General features: G+C 68.2%; 14 protein-coding genes. All 14 read right to left on the reverse strand.

The features are described from left to right. Positions 1–1,845 (reverse strand): methyl-accepting chemotaxis protein (locus AC5P6X_RS19990; RefSeq protein ID WP_495215582.1); only part of this gene is annotated, 1,845 nt, incomplete at its 3' end. A gap of 370 nt (positions 1,846–2,215) precedes the next feature. Then, entirely contained in the window at positions 2,216–4,207 is a 1,992-nt protein-coding gene (locus tag AC5P6X_RS19995) for a chemotaxis protein CheA (RefSeq protein ID WP_005409520.1), read from the reverse strand. A gap of 45 nt (positions 4,208–4,252) precedes the next feature. Beyond that, positions 4,253–4,618, reverse strand: a complete 366-nt coding sequence (locus AC5P6X_RS20000; protein WP_005409521.1) for a response regulator — start codon at positions 4,616–4,618, stop codon at positions 4,253–4,255. Next, complete coding sequence (locus AC5P6X_RS20005) at positions 4,615–4,923, reverse strand: STAS domain-containing protein (RefSeq protein WP_005409522.1); 309 nt, start codon at positions 4,921–4,923, stop codon at positions 4,615–4,617. Before AC5P6X_RS20005 ends, AC5P6X_RS20000 begins: the two co-directional genes overlap by 4 nt. 286 nt (positions 4,924–5,209) lie before the next feature. Then, the gene (locus AC5P6X_RS20010) at positions 5,210–6,424 is read right to left on the reverse strand and encodes a chemotaxis protein CheW (protein WP_049448934.1); all 1,215 of its coding nucleotides are present in this window, start codon (positions 6,422–6,424) and stop codon (positions 5,210–5,212) included. Then, the gene (locus AC5P6X_RS20015) at positions 6,421–7,203 is read right to left on the reverse strand and encodes a ParA family protein (protein WP_012480096.1); all 783 of its coding nucleotides are present in this window, start codon (positions 7,201–7,203) and stop codon (positions 6,421–6,423) included. Before AC5P6X_RS20015 ends, AC5P6X_RS20010 begins: the two co-directional genes overlap by 4 nt. A gap of 4 nt (positions 7,204–7,207) precedes the next feature. Continuing rightward, entirely contained in the window at positions 7,208–8,224 is a 1,017-nt protein-coding gene (motD, locus tag AC5P6X_RS20020) for a flagellar motor protein MotD (protein WP_005409526.1), read from the reverse strand. Position 8,225: 1 nt separating this feature from the next. Next, entirely contained in the window at positions 8,226–8,966 is a 741-nt protein-coding gene (locus AC5P6X_RS20025) for a flagellar motor protein (protein ID WP_005409527.1), read from the reverse strand. 101 nt (positions 8,967–9,067) lie between these two features. Then, entirely contained in the window at positions 9,068–10,897 is a 1,830-nt protein-coding gene (locus tag AC5P6X_RS20030; RefSeq protein WP_099604697.1) for a chemotaxis protein CheA, read from the reverse strand. A gap of 2 nt (positions 10,898–10,899) precedes the next feature. Then, positions 10,900–11,505 carry a protein phosphatase CheZ gene (locus AC5P6X_RS20035; protein ID WP_010482455.1) on the reverse strand — a complete coding sequence of 202 codons (606 nt, stop codon included), beginning with the start codon at positions 11,503–11,505 and terminating at the stop codon, positions 10,900–10,902. Then, entirely contained in the window at positions 11,505–11,897 is a 393-nt protein-coding gene (gene cheY, locus AC5P6X_RS20040; protein ID WP_005413247.1) for a chemotaxis response regulator CheY, read from the reverse strand. The genes AC5P6X_RS20035 and cheY overlap by 1 nt, the downstream gene beginning before the upstream one ends. 57 nt (positions 11,898–11,954) lie before the next feature. After that, the gene (locus AC5P6X_RS20045; protein ID WP_005413248.1) at positions 11,955–12,698 is read right to left on the reverse strand and encodes an RNA polymerase sigma factor FliA; all 744 of its coding nucleotides are present in this window, start codon (positions 12,696–12,698) and stop codon (positions 11,955–11,957) included. Next, positions 12,695–13,582, reverse strand: coding sequence for a MinD/ParA family ATP-binding protein (locus tag AC5P6X_RS20050; protein ID WP_005409532.1), 888 nt, complete (start codon positions 13,580–13,582; stop codon positions 12,695–12,697). The genes AC5P6X_RS20045 and AC5P6X_RS20050 overlap by 4 nt, the downstream gene beginning before the upstream one ends. Next, positions 13,569–15,185: a flagellar biosynthesis GTPase FlhF gene (gene flhF, locus AC5P6X_RS20055; RefSeq protein WP_123958534.1), complete on the reverse strand. Its 1,617-nt coding sequence runs from the start codon at positions 15,183–15,185 to the stop codon at positions 13,569–13,571. The genes AC5P6X_RS20050 and flhF overlap by 14 nt, the downstream gene beginning before the upstream one ends. Positions 15,186–15,325: the final 140 nt, after the last annotated feature.

Consider the following 15,325-nt stretch of genomic DNA (forward strand, 5'->3'; position numbering starts at 1 on the left):
CTGGTGCACCAGGCTGGAGCCTTCGGCGACCTTGCCGACCGAATCATCGATCAGGCCCTTGATCTCCTTGGCCGCCGCAGCCGAACGCTGGGCGAGGGTACGCACTTCGCTGGCGACCACGGCGAAACCACGGCCCTGCTCGCCGGCACGCGCGGCTTCCACTGCGGCGTTCAGCGCCAGGATGTTGGTCTGGAAGGCAATGCCGTCGATGACGCTGATGATCTCGGCGATCTTCTTCGACGAGGCTTCGATGGCCGACATGGTGGTGACCACCTGGCCGACCACCTCGCCGCCCTGCGAAGCCACGCCATGCGCGCCGATGGCGAGCTGGTTGGCCTGGCGGGCGTGCTCGGCGTTCTGGCGCACGGTGGAGGTCAGTTCCTCCATCGAGGCGGCGGTCTCTTCCAGGTTGGCGGCCTGCTGCTCGGTACGGCGCGACAGGTCACTGTTGCCGGACGCGATCTCGCCAGCGGCGAGGGTGATGCTGGAAGCACTGGCCTGGATCTGGCCGACGATCTGGGTCAGCTGTGCGACGGTGGTGTTGGCGTCGTCACGCATGCGCGCGAACACGCCGTTGAACTGGCCGTCCATGCGTGCGGTCAGGTCGCCGGCGGCGATCGACTGCAGCAGCTGCGAGAGCTGGCCGAGGTTGCCGTCGGCCACCTGCATCATGCTGTTGAGCTGCTCGATCATCACGCGGAAATCGTGATCGAAACGCTGCGCATCACCGCGCTGGCTGAAGTCGCCGACGGCGGCGGCCGAGGCCAGCTGCTGGATCTGTGTGTTGATGGCCAGCAGGCTGGCCTTGGCCGCGTCCATCGACTCGTGCAGGATCGCGCGGCTGCCTGGCAGGCGGCGGGCGTCCGGGGCGAGGTTGCCGATGGCGTACTGGTTGAGCACTTCAATGGCATCGACGATCGCATCGAGGTGTTCGAAGATCACCGTGTTGATGCCGCTGGCCAGCTGGCCGTAGACGCCCGGGAAGTCTTCCGGAATACGGTGGCTGATGTCCGGGCCGGCATGCATCTGTGCCATCAACTGGGTCTGTTCGCTGAAGCGGCGCAGCATCGCGGTCATGTCGGCGGTGGCCGCCAGCATGCGGCCAGCCTCGTCCTTGCCGGTGCTCTGGGTGGTGACGCTGAGGTCGCCGCGTGCGACGGCCTGGATGGCGTTCACGGCCTTGCCCAGGGGGCCGGTTACTGCACGTGAGATGACGATGGCCAGCGCAGCGGCCACAAGGGACAGCAGGACGATGCAGCCGATGATGGCGATCATGCTGTTGCGATGGGTGGCGTTGGCGTCGGCGATCTTGCCGTCCATCTGGCCGGCGATGTGGGTGCCCAGGGCCTTCATCGCAGCGAACAGGTCGCGACGCGCCGGGCGCGACTGCTCGTCGGATATCTGCTGGGCCCGAGCGCCATCACCGGCGGCCACGGCGTCGCGCATCGCCTTGTTGGCGGCGAAGTAGCGGTCCAGCTGTGCGCTGGCCGCGCGATAGAGTTCACGCTCCTTGGCCAGCGCCGGCAGCGCCGAGTACGCCGCCAGCTCGTCATGCACGGCCTTGGCGGTGTCGTCCATGCGCTTGTTGTAGTCGGCGACCTTCTCCGGCTGGTCGAGCATGCTCAGCTGTGCAAGTTCATAGGTGCGGAATTCTCCCAGCTGCGAGCGCGCCTCGCCCAGGTGCTGGACCGAGGGGATGTCGTTGCCAGCCATCTCGCGCAACTGCGCGTTGGCTTCGCTCAGGCGCAGCAGTGCGAAGGCGCCGAGGATCAGGGTCATCAAGGTGGTGAGGGTGAACCCCACGGCCAGCTTGCGGGCGATGGGCAGATCTTGGAACCACTTCATGCAGGGTGCTCCAGGTGGGCAGAGTGCCGGCGTCTGTGCGCCGGTTCGGGGGTGGTTGCAGAGCGAACGGGGGTGCCCGGTGGGGTTCGGTGACGACCGTCATTGCGAAATAACGGCGCCGTCCGCGTGGACTTTATGGACGCAGATCACATTCGGTTGCGTAGGGATGACAGCGCGAAAGCGTTGCAGCGGCGTACTTTCGCTTGGATGAAGTAGTTGCGCCCGCAACCAACATGGCGACGGATTTCACAGAAGGGATGGGGTCGGATCCCTTTCCTGCGGAAAGGGATCCGACCCCCTTGGCAGAGCGCGCACAAACAAAAACCGCCGCCCCGAAGGGCGGCGGTCCAGTACACGCATGCAGCGTGGATCAGGCGGCCTGCGGCATCCGCAACGAGCGCACCAGTCCGCCGATGTCGACGATCAACGCGACGCGGCCGTCGCCAAGGATGGTGGCACCGGACACCCCGCCGATACGGCGGTAGTTGTTCTCGATGTTCTTCACCACCACCTGCTGCTGGCCGACCAGTTCATCCACTTCCAGTGCGATCTTCTGGCCATCGCCTTCGACCACGACCACCAGCGATTCACTGCCCGGCGCACGGTTGCCGTAGCCGTAGTACTCGCTCAGCGAGAGGATCGGCAGGTACTCGCCACGTACGCGCAGCACGCGGCCTTCGCCGGCCATGCTGCGGATGTCCTCGGCCTGCGGCTGCAACGCCTCAAGCACATAGGCCAGCGGCAGGATCAGGGTTTCGCCGGCAACCGCCACGGTCATGCCGTCGAGGATGGCCAGGGTCAGCGGCAGGCGGATCAGCGTGCGGGTGCCAGTACCCAGGCTGCTTTCGATCTGGACCTCACCGCCCAGTGCCTGGATGTTGCGGCGAACCACGTCCATGCCGACGCCACGCCCGGACAGGTCGGTGACCGCATCGGCAGTGGAGAAGCCTGGCTGGAAGATCAGGTCCCAGACCTGCGAATCGGTCGGGTTGTCCGGTACGGCCAGGCCGCGTTCGGTGGCCTTGGCCAGGATCTTGGCGCGATCCAGGCCGCGGCCGTCGTCGCTCACTTCAATGACGATATGGCCGCCCTGGTGCGAAGCGGCCAGGGTGATCGTGCCGGTTTCGTCCTTGCCCGCGCCGCGACGCACGTCGGGCATTTCCAGGCCGTGGTCGATCGAGTTGCGCACTAGGTGCACCAGTGGATCGGCGATCTTTTCGATGAGCCCCTTGTCCAGCTCGGTGCCCTCGCCGACGGTGCGCAGGCGCACCTGCTTGCCGAGGCGGCTGGACAGGTCGCGGACCAGGCGCGGGAAGCGGCGGAACACCGCGTCGACCGGCAGCATGCGCACGCCGATCACCGCTTCCTGCAGATCGCGGGTGTTGCGTTCCAGCTGGTCCAGGCCGGCGAACAGGCTCTCGGCGTGGACCGGGTCCAGCGCGTGCGAGACCTGCTTGAGCATGGCCTGGGTGATGACCAGTTCGCCGACCAGGTTGATCAGCGCATCGACCTTGTCGACGCTGACGCGGATCGACGTTTCGGCTTCCTGGGTGGCAGCACCGCCGGCGGCAGGCGCAGCAGGCGCTGCCGGCACGACGGCAGCAGGTGTGGAAGGGGATGCAGCAACGGGCGCCTGGGTTGCCAGGCTCGGCGGCGCTGCCGGACGGATGTCCAGCTCGCAGTCGTCCAGCACCCAGGCGAAGGTGTCTTCGATCTTGCTGCGCGGCACCTTGCCGACCAGGCCCAGGTCCCACGCCAGGTGGGCCTCGAGCGGGTCGAGCTGGGCGAAGCCCGGCAGGCGTTCCATGCGCGCGGCCACCTGCAGCGAGCCGAGGTGTTCCAGTTCGCGGATGATGCGCAACGGGTCGTTGCCGCTCATGAACAGCGAGGGTGCCGGGGTGAACCCGATCTGCCAGGCTTCCGGCGTATCGTCCACCTTGGCTGCGGCAGCGGCCGGCGCGCTCGGTGCGGCCTGGCCGGAGAGAACGGCTTCGAGGCGCGCCTTCACTGCGGCGACCGCCGCGGGGTCTGCGGCCTGGCCATGTTCGGCTTCGCGCAGCAGGGCGCGCAGTACATCCACCGAGGACAGCATGGCATCGACGGCATGGCCTTCCAGGGCCCGCTTGCCGGCACGCAGCTCATCGAGCAGCGTTTCCAGCACGTGGGTCAGGCCGGCGATGGCATCGAAGCCGAAGGTGCCGGCGCCGCCCTTGATCGAGTGGGCGGCGCGGAACACCGAATTGATGATCTCCGCGTCCTGCTGCCCCGATTCCAGGGCCAGCAGGCCAGCCTCCATCGCGTCGAGGCCTTCGCGGCTCTCCTCGAAGAAGGTGGCGTGGAAGCGTTGCAGGTCCATGCTCATGGCAGTGGTGGTCCGGAAGCGAAGAAGGGGAGCGGTGCGGGGCGATCAGCCCAGCACTTTCTGCACGGTGGCGACCAGCTGTTCCGGATTGAACGGCTTGACCAGCCAGCCGGTGGCACCGGCGGCCTTGCCTTCGGACTTCTTGTCGGCGGCCGATTCGGTGGTCAGCATCAGCAGCGGGGTGAACTTGTAGTCCGGCAGCTGGCGCAGTTCGCGGATCAGCGCGATGCCGTCCATGTTCGGCATGTTGACGTCGGTGACCACCGCGTTGAAGCGCTGGCCCTTGGCGCGACCGAGCGCGACCGCGCCGTCTTCGGCTTCTTCGACGGCAAAACCGGCCGAGGTGAGGGCGAAGGAAACCATCTGGCGCATCGACGCCGAATCGTCCACCACCAAGATACGTGCGCTCATGCAGCGTTCTCCACAGATTTCAGGTTGTCATGGGTTACGTCCAGGCCCAGGGCCTGGGTGACGCCCAGCAGGCGCGCGGCGTCACGGAAGGTTGCGGTGCAACCGTGGAAGCCGGTGCCCAGGCCTGCCTCGCGGCGGGCCTGCACGAATGCACACAGCACCTGCACGGCGGCCGTGTGGATGCGGGCGACCTGGCTTGCATCCAGGGTCAGCTCGCCTGCCTGCGCCACCAGCGGGGCGAGGCGGTTCTTGAGCTCGGTGCTGCTCTCGATGCCGAGATCCTCACCCAGTTCGACAGTGCTCATCGTTGCTCCGGACAAACGGTTCCGTGATCCATAACGGCACCCCGGCGGGGTTCTTTAGAGGAATCGACGCGGTGCGTCGGTGCGGTCGCAGCTGAAAAGGGGACGGAGGGGATCAAGTCGCAAGCGACCTGGCTCTACTGCAGCCCCCTCGGCAACGGCGACCGCGCAGTGGGGACGTAAGGTGTTGATCCAACGGATCAACTCCTTGCGTCCCCGACAGGTACCGCGTCGGCGCAAAGCGCCGAGCCACTTGCGACTTAATCCCCTCCGTCCCCTTTTTTCCAGATCAACTCAACAGCCGTGTGGCGTCCAGCAGGATCATCGGGCGCTGGCTGACCCGGGCGACGCCGCGGAACAGATCATTGGAGATCTGGCAGATGCGGGCGGTATCCGGGGGTTCGATCTGTGAATCGGTGAGGTTGGCGACATCTTCCACTGCCGACACGCGCAGGCCGATGGTCTCGCCGTCCTCTTCCAGCACCACGATGCGGGTCAGGGCATCGTCTTCTGCCGCTGCGGCGCCGAGGTGCAGGCCGAGGTCCATCACCGGCACCACCTGGCCACGCAGGTTCATGATCCCGAGCATCGCCGGTGCCGTGCCACGCAACGGCAGCAGTGGCACCGGCAACACCACTTCCTGCACTTTCAGCAGTTCCAGCGCATAGGCCTGAGTCCCGCAGCGCAGGCGCAGCCAGCGCGAGGTGCGCTCGCCGGCGCGGCGGTTCTGCGGGTGCGGACTGCTGGCGGGCTGGTGCGCCTGCGCCTGCAGCTCCTGCCAGGTACCGGGACGGTTGGTGGCCGGGGCATCCAGGGCGACGCGGGGCGGCGGCGCGGCGGCAGCACGCGCGGCCGGGGCGGGCGCGGGTGCAGGGCGCGGTGCCGGGGGCGCAACCACGGCCGGTGGCGGCGTGGGGACATCCTCGCCACCAGCAGCGGCTTCGAACGCAGCCTGCAGACCGGGGCTGTCAGTGTGGGCGAGCTGATGGCTGTCGGCCGCGTCGGTCTCGTAGATCACTTCGTCGGGCAGGTCGTCCCAGGTGGGCTCCGGGCCGGCCTTGGCCGGGGCCGTCTCGTGGATCACCTCGTCAGGCAGGTCATCCCAGGTCGGTTCGCGCTCGGGAGCGGCGACCGGCATTGCGGCGGCCTCGAAGGCGGCTTCCAGTGCTGCGTCGTCCTGTGCAGGGGCAACGGCAACAGCGTCCGTCTCATAGATCACTTCAGCGGGCAGATCGTCCCAGGTGGGCTCGCGCTCGGCCGTTGTGGCCGCCTCGAAGGCGGCTTCGAGCGTGGCGTTGTCCACGGCAGGCTCCGCGGCGACGGTGTCGGTTTCGTAGATCACCTCGGCCGGCAGGTCATCCCAGGTCGGCTCGCGTTCCGGTTCCGATGTGCTGTCCGGAGCCGGGGCGGCGCTGTCCGGCGTTGGCAGCACGACGGCCGCCGGGGCGATCGCTTCGCCCAGCAGTTCGTCCAGGTAGTCGTCCAGTACGCCGGTGCTGTTCATGCGGCCTGCTCCAGGGCACGGGCATCCTCAACGAGGATCCAGTTCAGTGCGCGGCGATAGGCGGCCAGGCCGCGGCCCGGGTAGTCCTCACCAACGCTGGGCAGGGTCAGGCCTGCGGCATTGCTGATGCGGGTGTCGATCGGAATGGCGTCTTCCCAGACGCGGGTGCCGTGGCGATCCTGCATCGTGCGCAGCGACTCGTTGCCGGCGCGGGTGCGGCGGTCGAACAGGGTCGGCAGGATCGAGATCGGCAGCGGGCGGCGGCGCGAGCGCTCGACCATCTCGCCGGTGCGGACCATGCCGTCCAGGCCATGCAGGGCCAGCGGCTCGGCCTGGGTGGGAATGATCAGGCGGTCGGCAGCGGCCAGTGCGTTGATCATCAACAGGCCAAGGGTGGGGGCACAGTCCAGCAGGATGTAGTCGTGCTGGCCCTGGTGACGCGCCAGTGCGTTCTGCAGGGCCAGGCCGAGGCCGGGCTGGTTGGCGCTGCGGCGCTCCAGCGTGGCCAGCGCCGACTGCGCGCAGACGTAGTCCAGGCCGTGGATGCTGCTGGCATGGCACAGGCTGGAAAGATCGGCCGGCGGGGCGCCGAACAGTTCCAGCACGCCCGCCGGCGGCGGATCCACCGGCACGCCGAAGGCGCGGCTGAGCGAGGCATGCGGATCGAGGTCGATCAGCAGCACGCGATGGCCAAGCGCGGCCAGGCCGCGGCCGAGGGCGAGGGTGGTGGTGGTCTTGCCGACTCCGCCCTTCTGGTTGGCGACTGCCCAGATGCGCATCGGTTTACTCCTTCATTGCCGGGGGAACGGCGGCGCCGACGCGGCTGCCAGCCGGCACCGGCGGCAACTTCACCGGTGCGATGGGGGAGGTGGGGGCGGTGGCCGGAGTTGCGGCGGCCTGTTCGGTGGTGCTGTCGTCGACGGCGCCGGTGGCCGCATTGAGGCGCTGGCCAAGCGGATCCACCGAATGCGAGGTGTCGGCCAGGATGATGACCATCACCCGGCGGTTGCGGTTGCGCCCCTGCGCGCTGTCGTTCTCTTCGCGCGGACGGAACTGGCCATAGCCAACCATCGCCAGCCGTGATGGCTGCACGCCCTGGTCGGCGAACAGGTGCACCACGCTGGCGGCGCGTCCGGCCGACAGTTCCCAGTTCGAAGGGAAGGTGGCGGTGGCGATCGGCACGTTGTCGGTATGGCCTTCCACGCGCACGCTGTTGGGCACGTCACGCAGCACCTCGGCCAGGCTGGCCAGCGTCTGCCGTGCATGCACGTCCAGCGCGGCCGAGCCGGTGGGGAACAGGATGTCGCTGTTGATCTCCACTTCGATCCACAACTCGGTGCGGCGCACGCTGATCATGCCGCGGTCGATCAGCGGCGCCAGTGCGGCGGTGAGGCGGTCGGCGATGCTGTTGAGCTGGCGCTCGGCACGGGCGATCTGTTCCTGGTTGTGCACGGAGACCGGCATGCGCATCTGCGAGGCCATCGACGGCAGCAGGGTCGGGTCGTGCGACGGCGCGGGCGCGGAGGGGCCGATCTTGGTGCCGGACTTGATCACCGAGGGGCTGTCCCAGCCGCCACCCTGCACCTGCTTGTTACCCACCTGCACCGGGTTGATGGTGCGCGGTGCGCCGCCGAAGGCATCGGTGAGCGCGTCGGCCATGATCCGGTACTTGCCCTCGTTGACCGAGGAGATCGCGTACATGACCACGAAGAAGGCGAGCAGCAACGTCATCAGGTCGGCATAGGGGATCGCCCATGCTTCATGGTTGGCGTGCTCTTCGTGGTGCTTGCGGCGGGCCATGTCAGTGCAGGAAGCCGGAGAGGTTGGTTTCGATGTTGCGCGGGTTCTCGCCCTGGGCGATCGAAATCAGGCCTTCAATGACCATTTCGCGGTCGCGGGTGTTGTGCGAGATCACGCTCTTGAGCTTGGCGGCGATCGGCAGGAACAGCAGATTGGCCGAGGCGATGCCGTAGATGGTGGCGGTGAACGCGGCGGCGATGCCGTGGCCGAGTTTGCTCGGGTCGGCCAGGTTCTTCATCACCGCGATCAGGCCGAGAACGGCACCGATGATGCCGAGCGTGGGCGCGTAGATGCCCATCGCTTCGAAGACCTTGGCGCCGGCCTGGTCCTGGTGCTCCTGGCTGCCCAGTTCGATCTCCAGCATGTGACGCATCGATTCGGGTTCAACGCCGTCCACCAGCAGCTGCAGGCCCTTGCGCAGGAACGGGTCCTGCTGCGCTTCCACCTGCGATTCCAGGCCCAGCAGGCCCTGGCGGCGGGCGATGTTGCTCCACTCGACGATCTGCTGGATCAGTTCGCGGCGATCGCTGTGCGGCGGGCGCACGACCCAGCGCACGATCTTGAACGCATGCTTGAACACCGCCGGCGAGGTGTGAAGCAGGATCGCGGCAACGGTACCGACGATGACGATCACGAACGCCGCAGGCGACCACAGCGACGCCAGGCCGGCGCCCTTGAGGATGCTGCCACCGACCAGCGAGGCCAGGGCGAGAAAGAGTCCAATGAGGCTGAGTCTATCCATGGTTCCGGTATCGGCTTGTATGAATGGGACTTGAGACACCGGGAGAATGCGTACAGACGGTAGTCACAGTTTTCGGGTCGCCGGGCCTTGCCCGGCGGCGTTCAGCGTATGCCGTCCACGTCCAGGATCAGTGCCATGCGACCATCGCCGATCAACGTTGCACCGGCATAACCGCGCAGGCCGCGCAGGGCTTTTGGCAGTGGCTTGATGACCACTTCCTCGCGCCCGCGCACCTGGTCCACGACCAGGCCGAAGCGCGCTTCGCCGGCCTGCAGCACCACGATGGTCAGCAGGGTTGACGCGGCCGGCGTCACATCCAGCCACTGGCGCAGGTCGACCAGCGGCAGGGTGTGCGAGCGGCGATCAAGCACGGCGCGGCCATCGAACCAGCCCAGCGAGGTGCGCGGCGCGTGCAGCACTTCCATCACGCGTGCCAGCGGTAGCGCGTAGACGTCCTCGCCGGCCTGCACCAGCAGGGTCGGCAGGATCGCGAGGGTGAGCGGCACGCGGATCAGGAAGCGGCTGCCACGACCCAGTTCCGACTGGATCTGGATCTGGCCGCTCAGTTCGCGGATGCGCGACTGCACCACGTCCATGCCGACGCCACGGCCGGAGATGTCGGTGACCTGCTGCTTGGTCGAGAAGCCGGGCAGGAACACCAGGTGCAGGCATTCCTCGCTGCTCAGGCGGGCGGCGGCTTCCGGATCGATCAGGCCTTTCTCACGCGCCTTCGCGCGCAGCTTCTCCGGGTCGATGCCGGCGCCATCGTCCTGCACCTCGATGCTGACGTAGTCGCCTTCCTGCTGCGCCGACAGGCGTACATGGCCCATCCGCGGCTTGCCTTGTGCTTCGCGCAGGTCGGGCATTTCCACGCCATGGTCGATGGCGTTGCGGACCAGGTGCACCAGCGGATCGGCCAGTGCTTCGACCAGGTTGCGGTCGAGTTCGGTTTCGGCGCCGACCAGCTCCAGGTCCACTTCCTTCTTCAGCGAGCGGGCGACGTCGCGGGCGACCTTGGGGAAGCGCGAGAACACCTTGCCCACCGGCTGCATGCGGGTACGCATCACCGCCGACTGCAGGCGGGCAGTGGCGATGTCCAGCGTCGATACGGCGCGGTCCAGCTCCTCGTCGCGCAGGCGTGCACGCAGGGTCTTCAGGCGGTTGCGGGAAAGCACCAGTTCGCCGATCAGGTTGACGATCGCATCCAGGCGCTTGGTGTCCACGCGCACGGTGTGCTCGGCCTCGGCCATCGGCTTGGCCGCCGGCTTGGCGGCGGGCGCCGGTACGGGCGCCGGGCGCGGTGCAGCGGCAGGTGCCGCCGCGACGGTGGCAGCAGGCTTCGCGCCTGGCGCAGCGCCGCCGTGCAGCTGGTCCAGCAGCGCTTCGAACTCGTCTTCGCTGATCAGGCCGTCGTCGGCCTTCCTGGGCGGCGCGACCGCGGTCGGTGCGTTGCCGCCATGCAGCTGGTCGAGCAGGGCCTCGAATTCGTCGTCGGTGATCAGGTCGCTGCCGGCTGCCGCAGGCGCGGCCGCAGCGACCGGCGCGGCAGTGCCACCGTTCATGTCGAACTGCGCGATCAGGTCCGGCGGCGCATAGCCTGGCTCGGTGCCGGAGGACACGGCGTCCAGCATCGACTGCAGGTAGTCCAGCGATTGCTGGGCGGCGTCGAAGTGGTGGGCCTGCAGCACCGCCTGCCCGGCACGCGCGATGCCCAGGGCCTCTTCAGCGGCGTGGCACAGTTCGACCATCGCGGTGACGCCAAGGAAGCCGGCACCGCCCTTGAGCGTGTGGTATCCACGGAACACCGCGTTGAGCTGCTCGGTGTCCTGCGGTGCCTGCTCCAGCGACACCAGCTGTTCGCCCAGGCGATCCAGGATTTCCTGTGCCTCGATGATGAAATCGGCAGTGATGTCGTCGGATACCGCGCTCATGCTTACAGCCCCAGATCCGACAACAGGTCGTCGGCGTCGTTCTGCGAGACCGCGTGGCGGTCCAGTCCCTTCAGTGCCGGCCCGGCCAGTTCCGGGTCGGTGCGATGCTGTTCCGGCGGCAGGCCGAGTGCGCCGAAGCCCTCGTGCACGCGGCGGACGATGCCGACCACGCGACGGATGATCTGCCCGGTCAGGTCCTGGTAGCTCTGGGTCAGGGCGATCTCGGTCAGGTTGTGGCGGATGCGCTCGAGCTGCGCGTCCTGGCCCGGCTGCAGGCCTTCAGCACGCAACTGTTCGGTCAGGCTGCGGCATTCCTCGGCCAGGTCCAGGGTGCGGTGCGTGGCCTGTTCGGTCATGGCCACCACGTGGTCCAGGCGTGCGCAGGCGTCGTCCAGCTCACCGGCCTCGCTGGGCACGGTCGGCAGCTCACCCAGTGCCTGCCCCAGCTCGCGGGCCAGCCGCGAGAGGCCGCTCATCATCGGCTGCGTACGCAGCGCGACCAGTCCGTCGATGCGCTGCCGCCAGGCGGCCTCGTCACCGGACTCGAGTGCGTCCAGGGCTTCCTGCAGGCGCAGGGCGAGGGCGCTCTTGTCGACCGTGGTATCCATCAGGCGCTGGCCGCCAGGCGTTCGAAGATCTTGCCGAGCTTCTCTTCCAGCGTCTGCGCAGTGAACGGCTTGATGATGTAGCCGTTCACGCCGTTCTGGGCGGCTTCGATGATCTGTTCGCGCTTGGCTTCGGCGGTGACCATCAGCACTGGCAGGGTCTTCAGCTTGGCATCGGCACGGATCGCCTTCAGCAGCTCGATGCCGGTCATCACCGGCATGTTCCAGTCGGTGACCACGAAATCGAACGGCTGGCTCTGCAGCAGCGACAGCGCGGCATGCCCGTCCTCGGCTTCGGCGGTATTGGTGAAGCCCAGATCGCCCAGCAGGTTCTTGACGATCCGACGCATGGTCGAGAAGTCATCGACGATCAGGATGCGCATGTTCTTGTTCAAAGCAGAGTTCCTTTGTTGTTCATTCCGGGCGGCCGGGGGCAGCCGCCTCGGGCATGTTCATTCTTCCAGGCCGGCGTCCGCCGCCTCGAAAATCTTGAGCCGGCCACGCAGGCGCAGCACCGCCTGGCCGTGGATCTGGCAGACCCGCGACTCGCTCACGCCGAGCACCGCGCCGATCTCCTTCAGGTTCAGTTCCTGCTCGTAGTAGAGCGAGAGCACCAGCTGTTCGCGCTCGGGCAGGTGGCCGATGGCCTTGCCCAGCTCACGGCCGAATTCACCACGCTCCAGCACCTGCTGCGGGGTCGGGCCGCCCTGGGCGACGGTGTCCAGCTCGCCCTGGTCCTCGATGCGCGACTCCAGGCTCAGCACCTGGCCACGTGCGGCGTCCTCCATCAACCGCAGGTATTCGGGCAGCGGCATCTCCATCGCGGCGGCCACCTCGGTGGCGCTGGCGGCGCGGCCGCTGCTCTGTTCTAGGCGGCGGATGGTGGCGGCGGCATCGCGGGCACGGCGGTGCACCGAGCGCGGCACCCAGTCGCCACGGCGGATCTCGTCGATCATCGAACCGCGGATGCGGATCGAGGCATAGGTCTCGAACGAGGCGCCCTGGTCGGCGTCGTAGCTGCGCGACGCTTCGATCAGGCCCATCATGCCGGCCTGGATCAGGTCGTCCACTTCAACGCTGGCCGGCAACCGCGCGGCCAGGTGGTGGGCGATGCGCCGCACCAGGTCCGAATGCTGGGCGATGACCTCGTTGGCCGCCGAGCGCTGGACTTCCCTGTACTGGGCTGCGCCTTTCATGCGGCCACCCCGCGCTGCTTGAGGATGCGCTCGAGGAAGAACTCGACGCCGCCACGCGGTTCGGTCGGCGCCTGCCAGCGTGCGGTGCGACGCGCGATCTCGGTGATCGCCAGCGCGGCCGGGCTGGACGGGTAGGCCTTCACCACCGGCTGCTGGCGCTGCACCGACAGGCGCAGCCAGTCGTCCTGCGGCACGCAGCCCAGGTAGTTCAGCGAGACATCGGCGAGGAACTTCTCGCAGACGCGGGTCAGCTTTTCGTACAGCACGCGGCCCTCGTTGGGGTCGCGCACCATGTTGGCCACTACCTGGATGCGGTCCACGCCGCGTTCGCGCGACAGCACCTTGATCAGCGCGTAGGCGTCGGTGATCGAGGCCGGCTCGTCACAGACCACCACCACGGTGTCCTGCGCGGCCTGGCAGAAGGTCAGCACGCCGTCGGTGATGCCGGCGGCGGTGTCCACCACCATGATGTCCAGTTCGCGTTCCAGCTCGGAGAACACGTTGACCAGGCCGACGTGCTCGGCCGGGGCCAGCTCGGCCATGTGCCGGCGGCCGGACGCGGCCGGCACCACCAGCACGCCGTTCGGGCCTTCGACGATGACGTCGTCCAGCGAGCAGCGGCCGGCGACCAGGTCGGCCAGCGTGAAGGTCGGGTTCAGCCCCAGGATCACGTCGATGTTGGCCAGGCCCAGGTCGGCGTCCAGCAGCAGCGTGCGCTTGCCCATGCCGGCCAGTGCCACCGCCAGGTTGGCGGACACATTCGTCTTGCCCACGCCGCCCTTGCCGCCAGTGACGGCAATGGTGCGCACAGGGCCGAGCGGCTCGCTGCGGGTGGCCGACAGCGGGAAGGTCTTGGTCAGCTTGGCGTACTCACGCGACGGCATGGTTCAACTCCGGGTTGCAGGGCATATCGGCCGCGCGGCGCAAATCTTCAAGGCGAAGTACGAGATTGGCCGCACTGGCCCGGTGCAGGTCCTCCGGAACGTCCTGGCCATCGGTCACCCAGGTGATCGGCAGGGCGTGGTCCACGGCCACTGACAGGGCGTTGCCGAAGCGGCCGGTCTCGTCCAGCTTGCTCAGCACCAGGCCCTGCAGGTTGGCGGCGCCGAAGCGGCGGACCACCTCGTCCATGTCGCCGAAGCTGGTGTTGGCCGGCAGCACCAGCAGGGTGCGTACCTGGCGGGCGGCGCGCAGCCACTGCAGCTGCGCGGCCAGCGCGCGGTCGCGCGGGCCCAGGCCGGCGGTGTCGATCAGCACCAGCTTGTAGTCCTTCAGGCGCTCCAGCAGCTGGTCCAGGTCGGTGCCGCTGTTGGCCTCGTGCACCGCGATGCCGAGCTGGCGGCCGTAGCCGTACAGCTGCTCGCGGGCGCCGATGCGGGTGGTGTCGGTGGTGACCAGGGCCACGTCGCGCGGCGCATGCTTCTCGGCGAAGCGCGAGGCCAGCTTGGCGATGGTGGTGGTCTTGCCGGCGCCGGTCGGGCCGACCAGGGCGATCACGCCGCCTTCTTCCAGCGGGTCGACCGGAGCGATCGGCAGCTTGCGCGAGATCAGCCCCAGCATCAGGCCGCGGCCACGATGGGCTTCGGTCTCCAGCGGGATCTGCATGGCCACGTCGCGGGCCAGCCCGGCGTCGAAACCGTACTCGTCCATCAGGTCCAGCGCGGTGGCGCGCACCGGGCTGCCACGCAGGCGCTCGTCGGTGAAGCGGTTCATCTCGCGCTCGATCACCTGGCGCATGCCGGCCACTTCCTGGCGCAGCTGGCGGATCTCGGCGTCGTCCTGGGCAACCACGGTCAGCGTCGGTGCCGGGGCCAGCATGGGGGCCGGGCTGGCTTCGCCGGCGGCTTCGGCCGCTGCCGGTTCGCTGGCGGCGATCCCGGGCTGCGCTTCGGTCACGGCAGCGGTCGGCAGCGGCGGCGGCTGCACGGCCGGGGCCACGCTTTCGTGATGCATGTCGCGCGGCGGGTCGATCTGGAAGCGGGCGCGGTTGGCCGGCACGGTGGCGGCCGGTGCAACGATGGCCTCGGCGAACGGGGCGAAGCTCTGTTCGGGCAGCGCCGGTTCGTTGACGGCGGCGCGCGCCAGGGTGGCGGCGAAGCCAGTGCTGCCACGGGTCGGCACGATCTCGTCGGCGCTGTCCAGGGTACGGCCGGTGGCCCCAACGGCCGCACGGGCGAGGGCGGCCACGGCCGAGGTGGTGGCGGCGACCGGTTCCGGCGCGGGGGTGCTGCTGCGGCGGCGGGTGACCGCGGCGATCACCGCGTCAGCAGCGGTGCGCGGCTTGGGTGCCGGCGGCGGTGCGACATCACGGCGCGAGGCTTCCAGTGCACGCTGCACGGCGCTCTCGTCGTAGTTGGCCGCGGCGACGATCTCGACGCCTTCCTCGATCCGGCGGTTGGACAGGATCACGGCGTCAGGACCATGTTCCTTGCGCACCAGGTTCATGGCCGAGCGCATGTCGGCGGCGACGAATCGTTTGATTTTCATGCTGTGGTCACGGGACGAAGACGGCGGGGTGGCGGTCGGAGAACTCGGGTGGTCGGTGGTCTGCACGGTGCGGGTTCCCCTTGGTATCTGTCTGTTGCGTTGGTTCGAAGGTGGTGTCTGTTTTCTGGCGCATCGGTGGG

It is taken from the genome of Stenotrophomonas sp. YJH_SMC_40, from assembly GCF_059368615.1.

What these genes read in the sequence shown, in the direction of transcription:
- AC5P6X_RS20030 (WP_099604697.1), bottom strand. Translation starts at nt 10,897, where the DNA reads ATGAGCGCGGTATCCGACGACATCACTGCCGATTTCATCATCGAGGCA.
- AC5P6X_RS20035 (WP_010482455.1), bottom strand. Translation starts at nt 11,505, where the DNA reads ATGGATACCACGGTCGACAAGAGCGCCCTCGCCCTGCGCCTGCAGGAA.
- AC5P6X_RS20015 (WP_012480096.1), bottom strand. Translation starts at nt 7,203, where the DNA reads ATGCGCATCTGGGCAGTCGCCAACCAGAAGGGCGGAGTCGGCAAGACC.
- motD (WP_005409526.1), bottom strand. Translation starts at nt 8,224, where the DNA reads ATGGCCCGCCGCAAGCACCACGAAGAGCACGCCAACCATGAAGCATGG.
- AC5P6X_RS19995 (WP_005409520.1), bottom strand. Translation starts at nt 4,207, where the DNA reads ATGAGCATGGACCTGCAACGCTTCCACGCCACCTTCTTCGAGGAGAGC.
- AC5P6X_RS20010 (WP_049448934.1), bottom strand. Translation starts at nt 6,424, where the DNA reads ATGAACAGCACCGGCGTACTGGACGACTACCTGGACGAACTGCTGGGC.
- flhF (WP_123958534.1), bottom strand. Translation starts at nt 15,185, where the DNA reads ATGAAAATCAAACGATTCGTCGCCGCCGACATGCGCTCGGCCATGAAC.
- AC5P6X_RS20025 (WP_005409527.1), bottom strand. Translation starts at nt 8,966, where the DNA reads ATGGATAGACTCAGCCTCATTGGACTCTTTCTCGCCCTGGCCTCGCTG.
- AC5P6X_RS20045 (WP_005413248.1), bottom strand. Translation starts at nt 12,698, where the DNA reads ATGAAAGGCGCAGCCCAGTACAGGGAAGTCCAGCGCTCGGCGGCCAAC.
- AC5P6X_RS20005 (WP_005409522.1), bottom strand. Translation starts at nt 4,923, where the DNA reads ATGAGCACTGTCGAACTGGGTGAGGATCTCGGCATCGAGAGCAGCACC.
- AC5P6X_RS20000 (WP_005409521.1), bottom strand. Translation starts at nt 4,618, where the DNA reads ATGAGCGCACGTATCTTGGTGGTGGACGATTCGGCGTCGATGCGCCAG.
- AC5P6X_RS20050 (WP_005409532.1), bottom strand. Translation starts at nt 13,582, where the DNA reads ATGCCGTCGCGTGAGTACGCCAAGCTGACCAAGACCTTCCCGCTGTCG.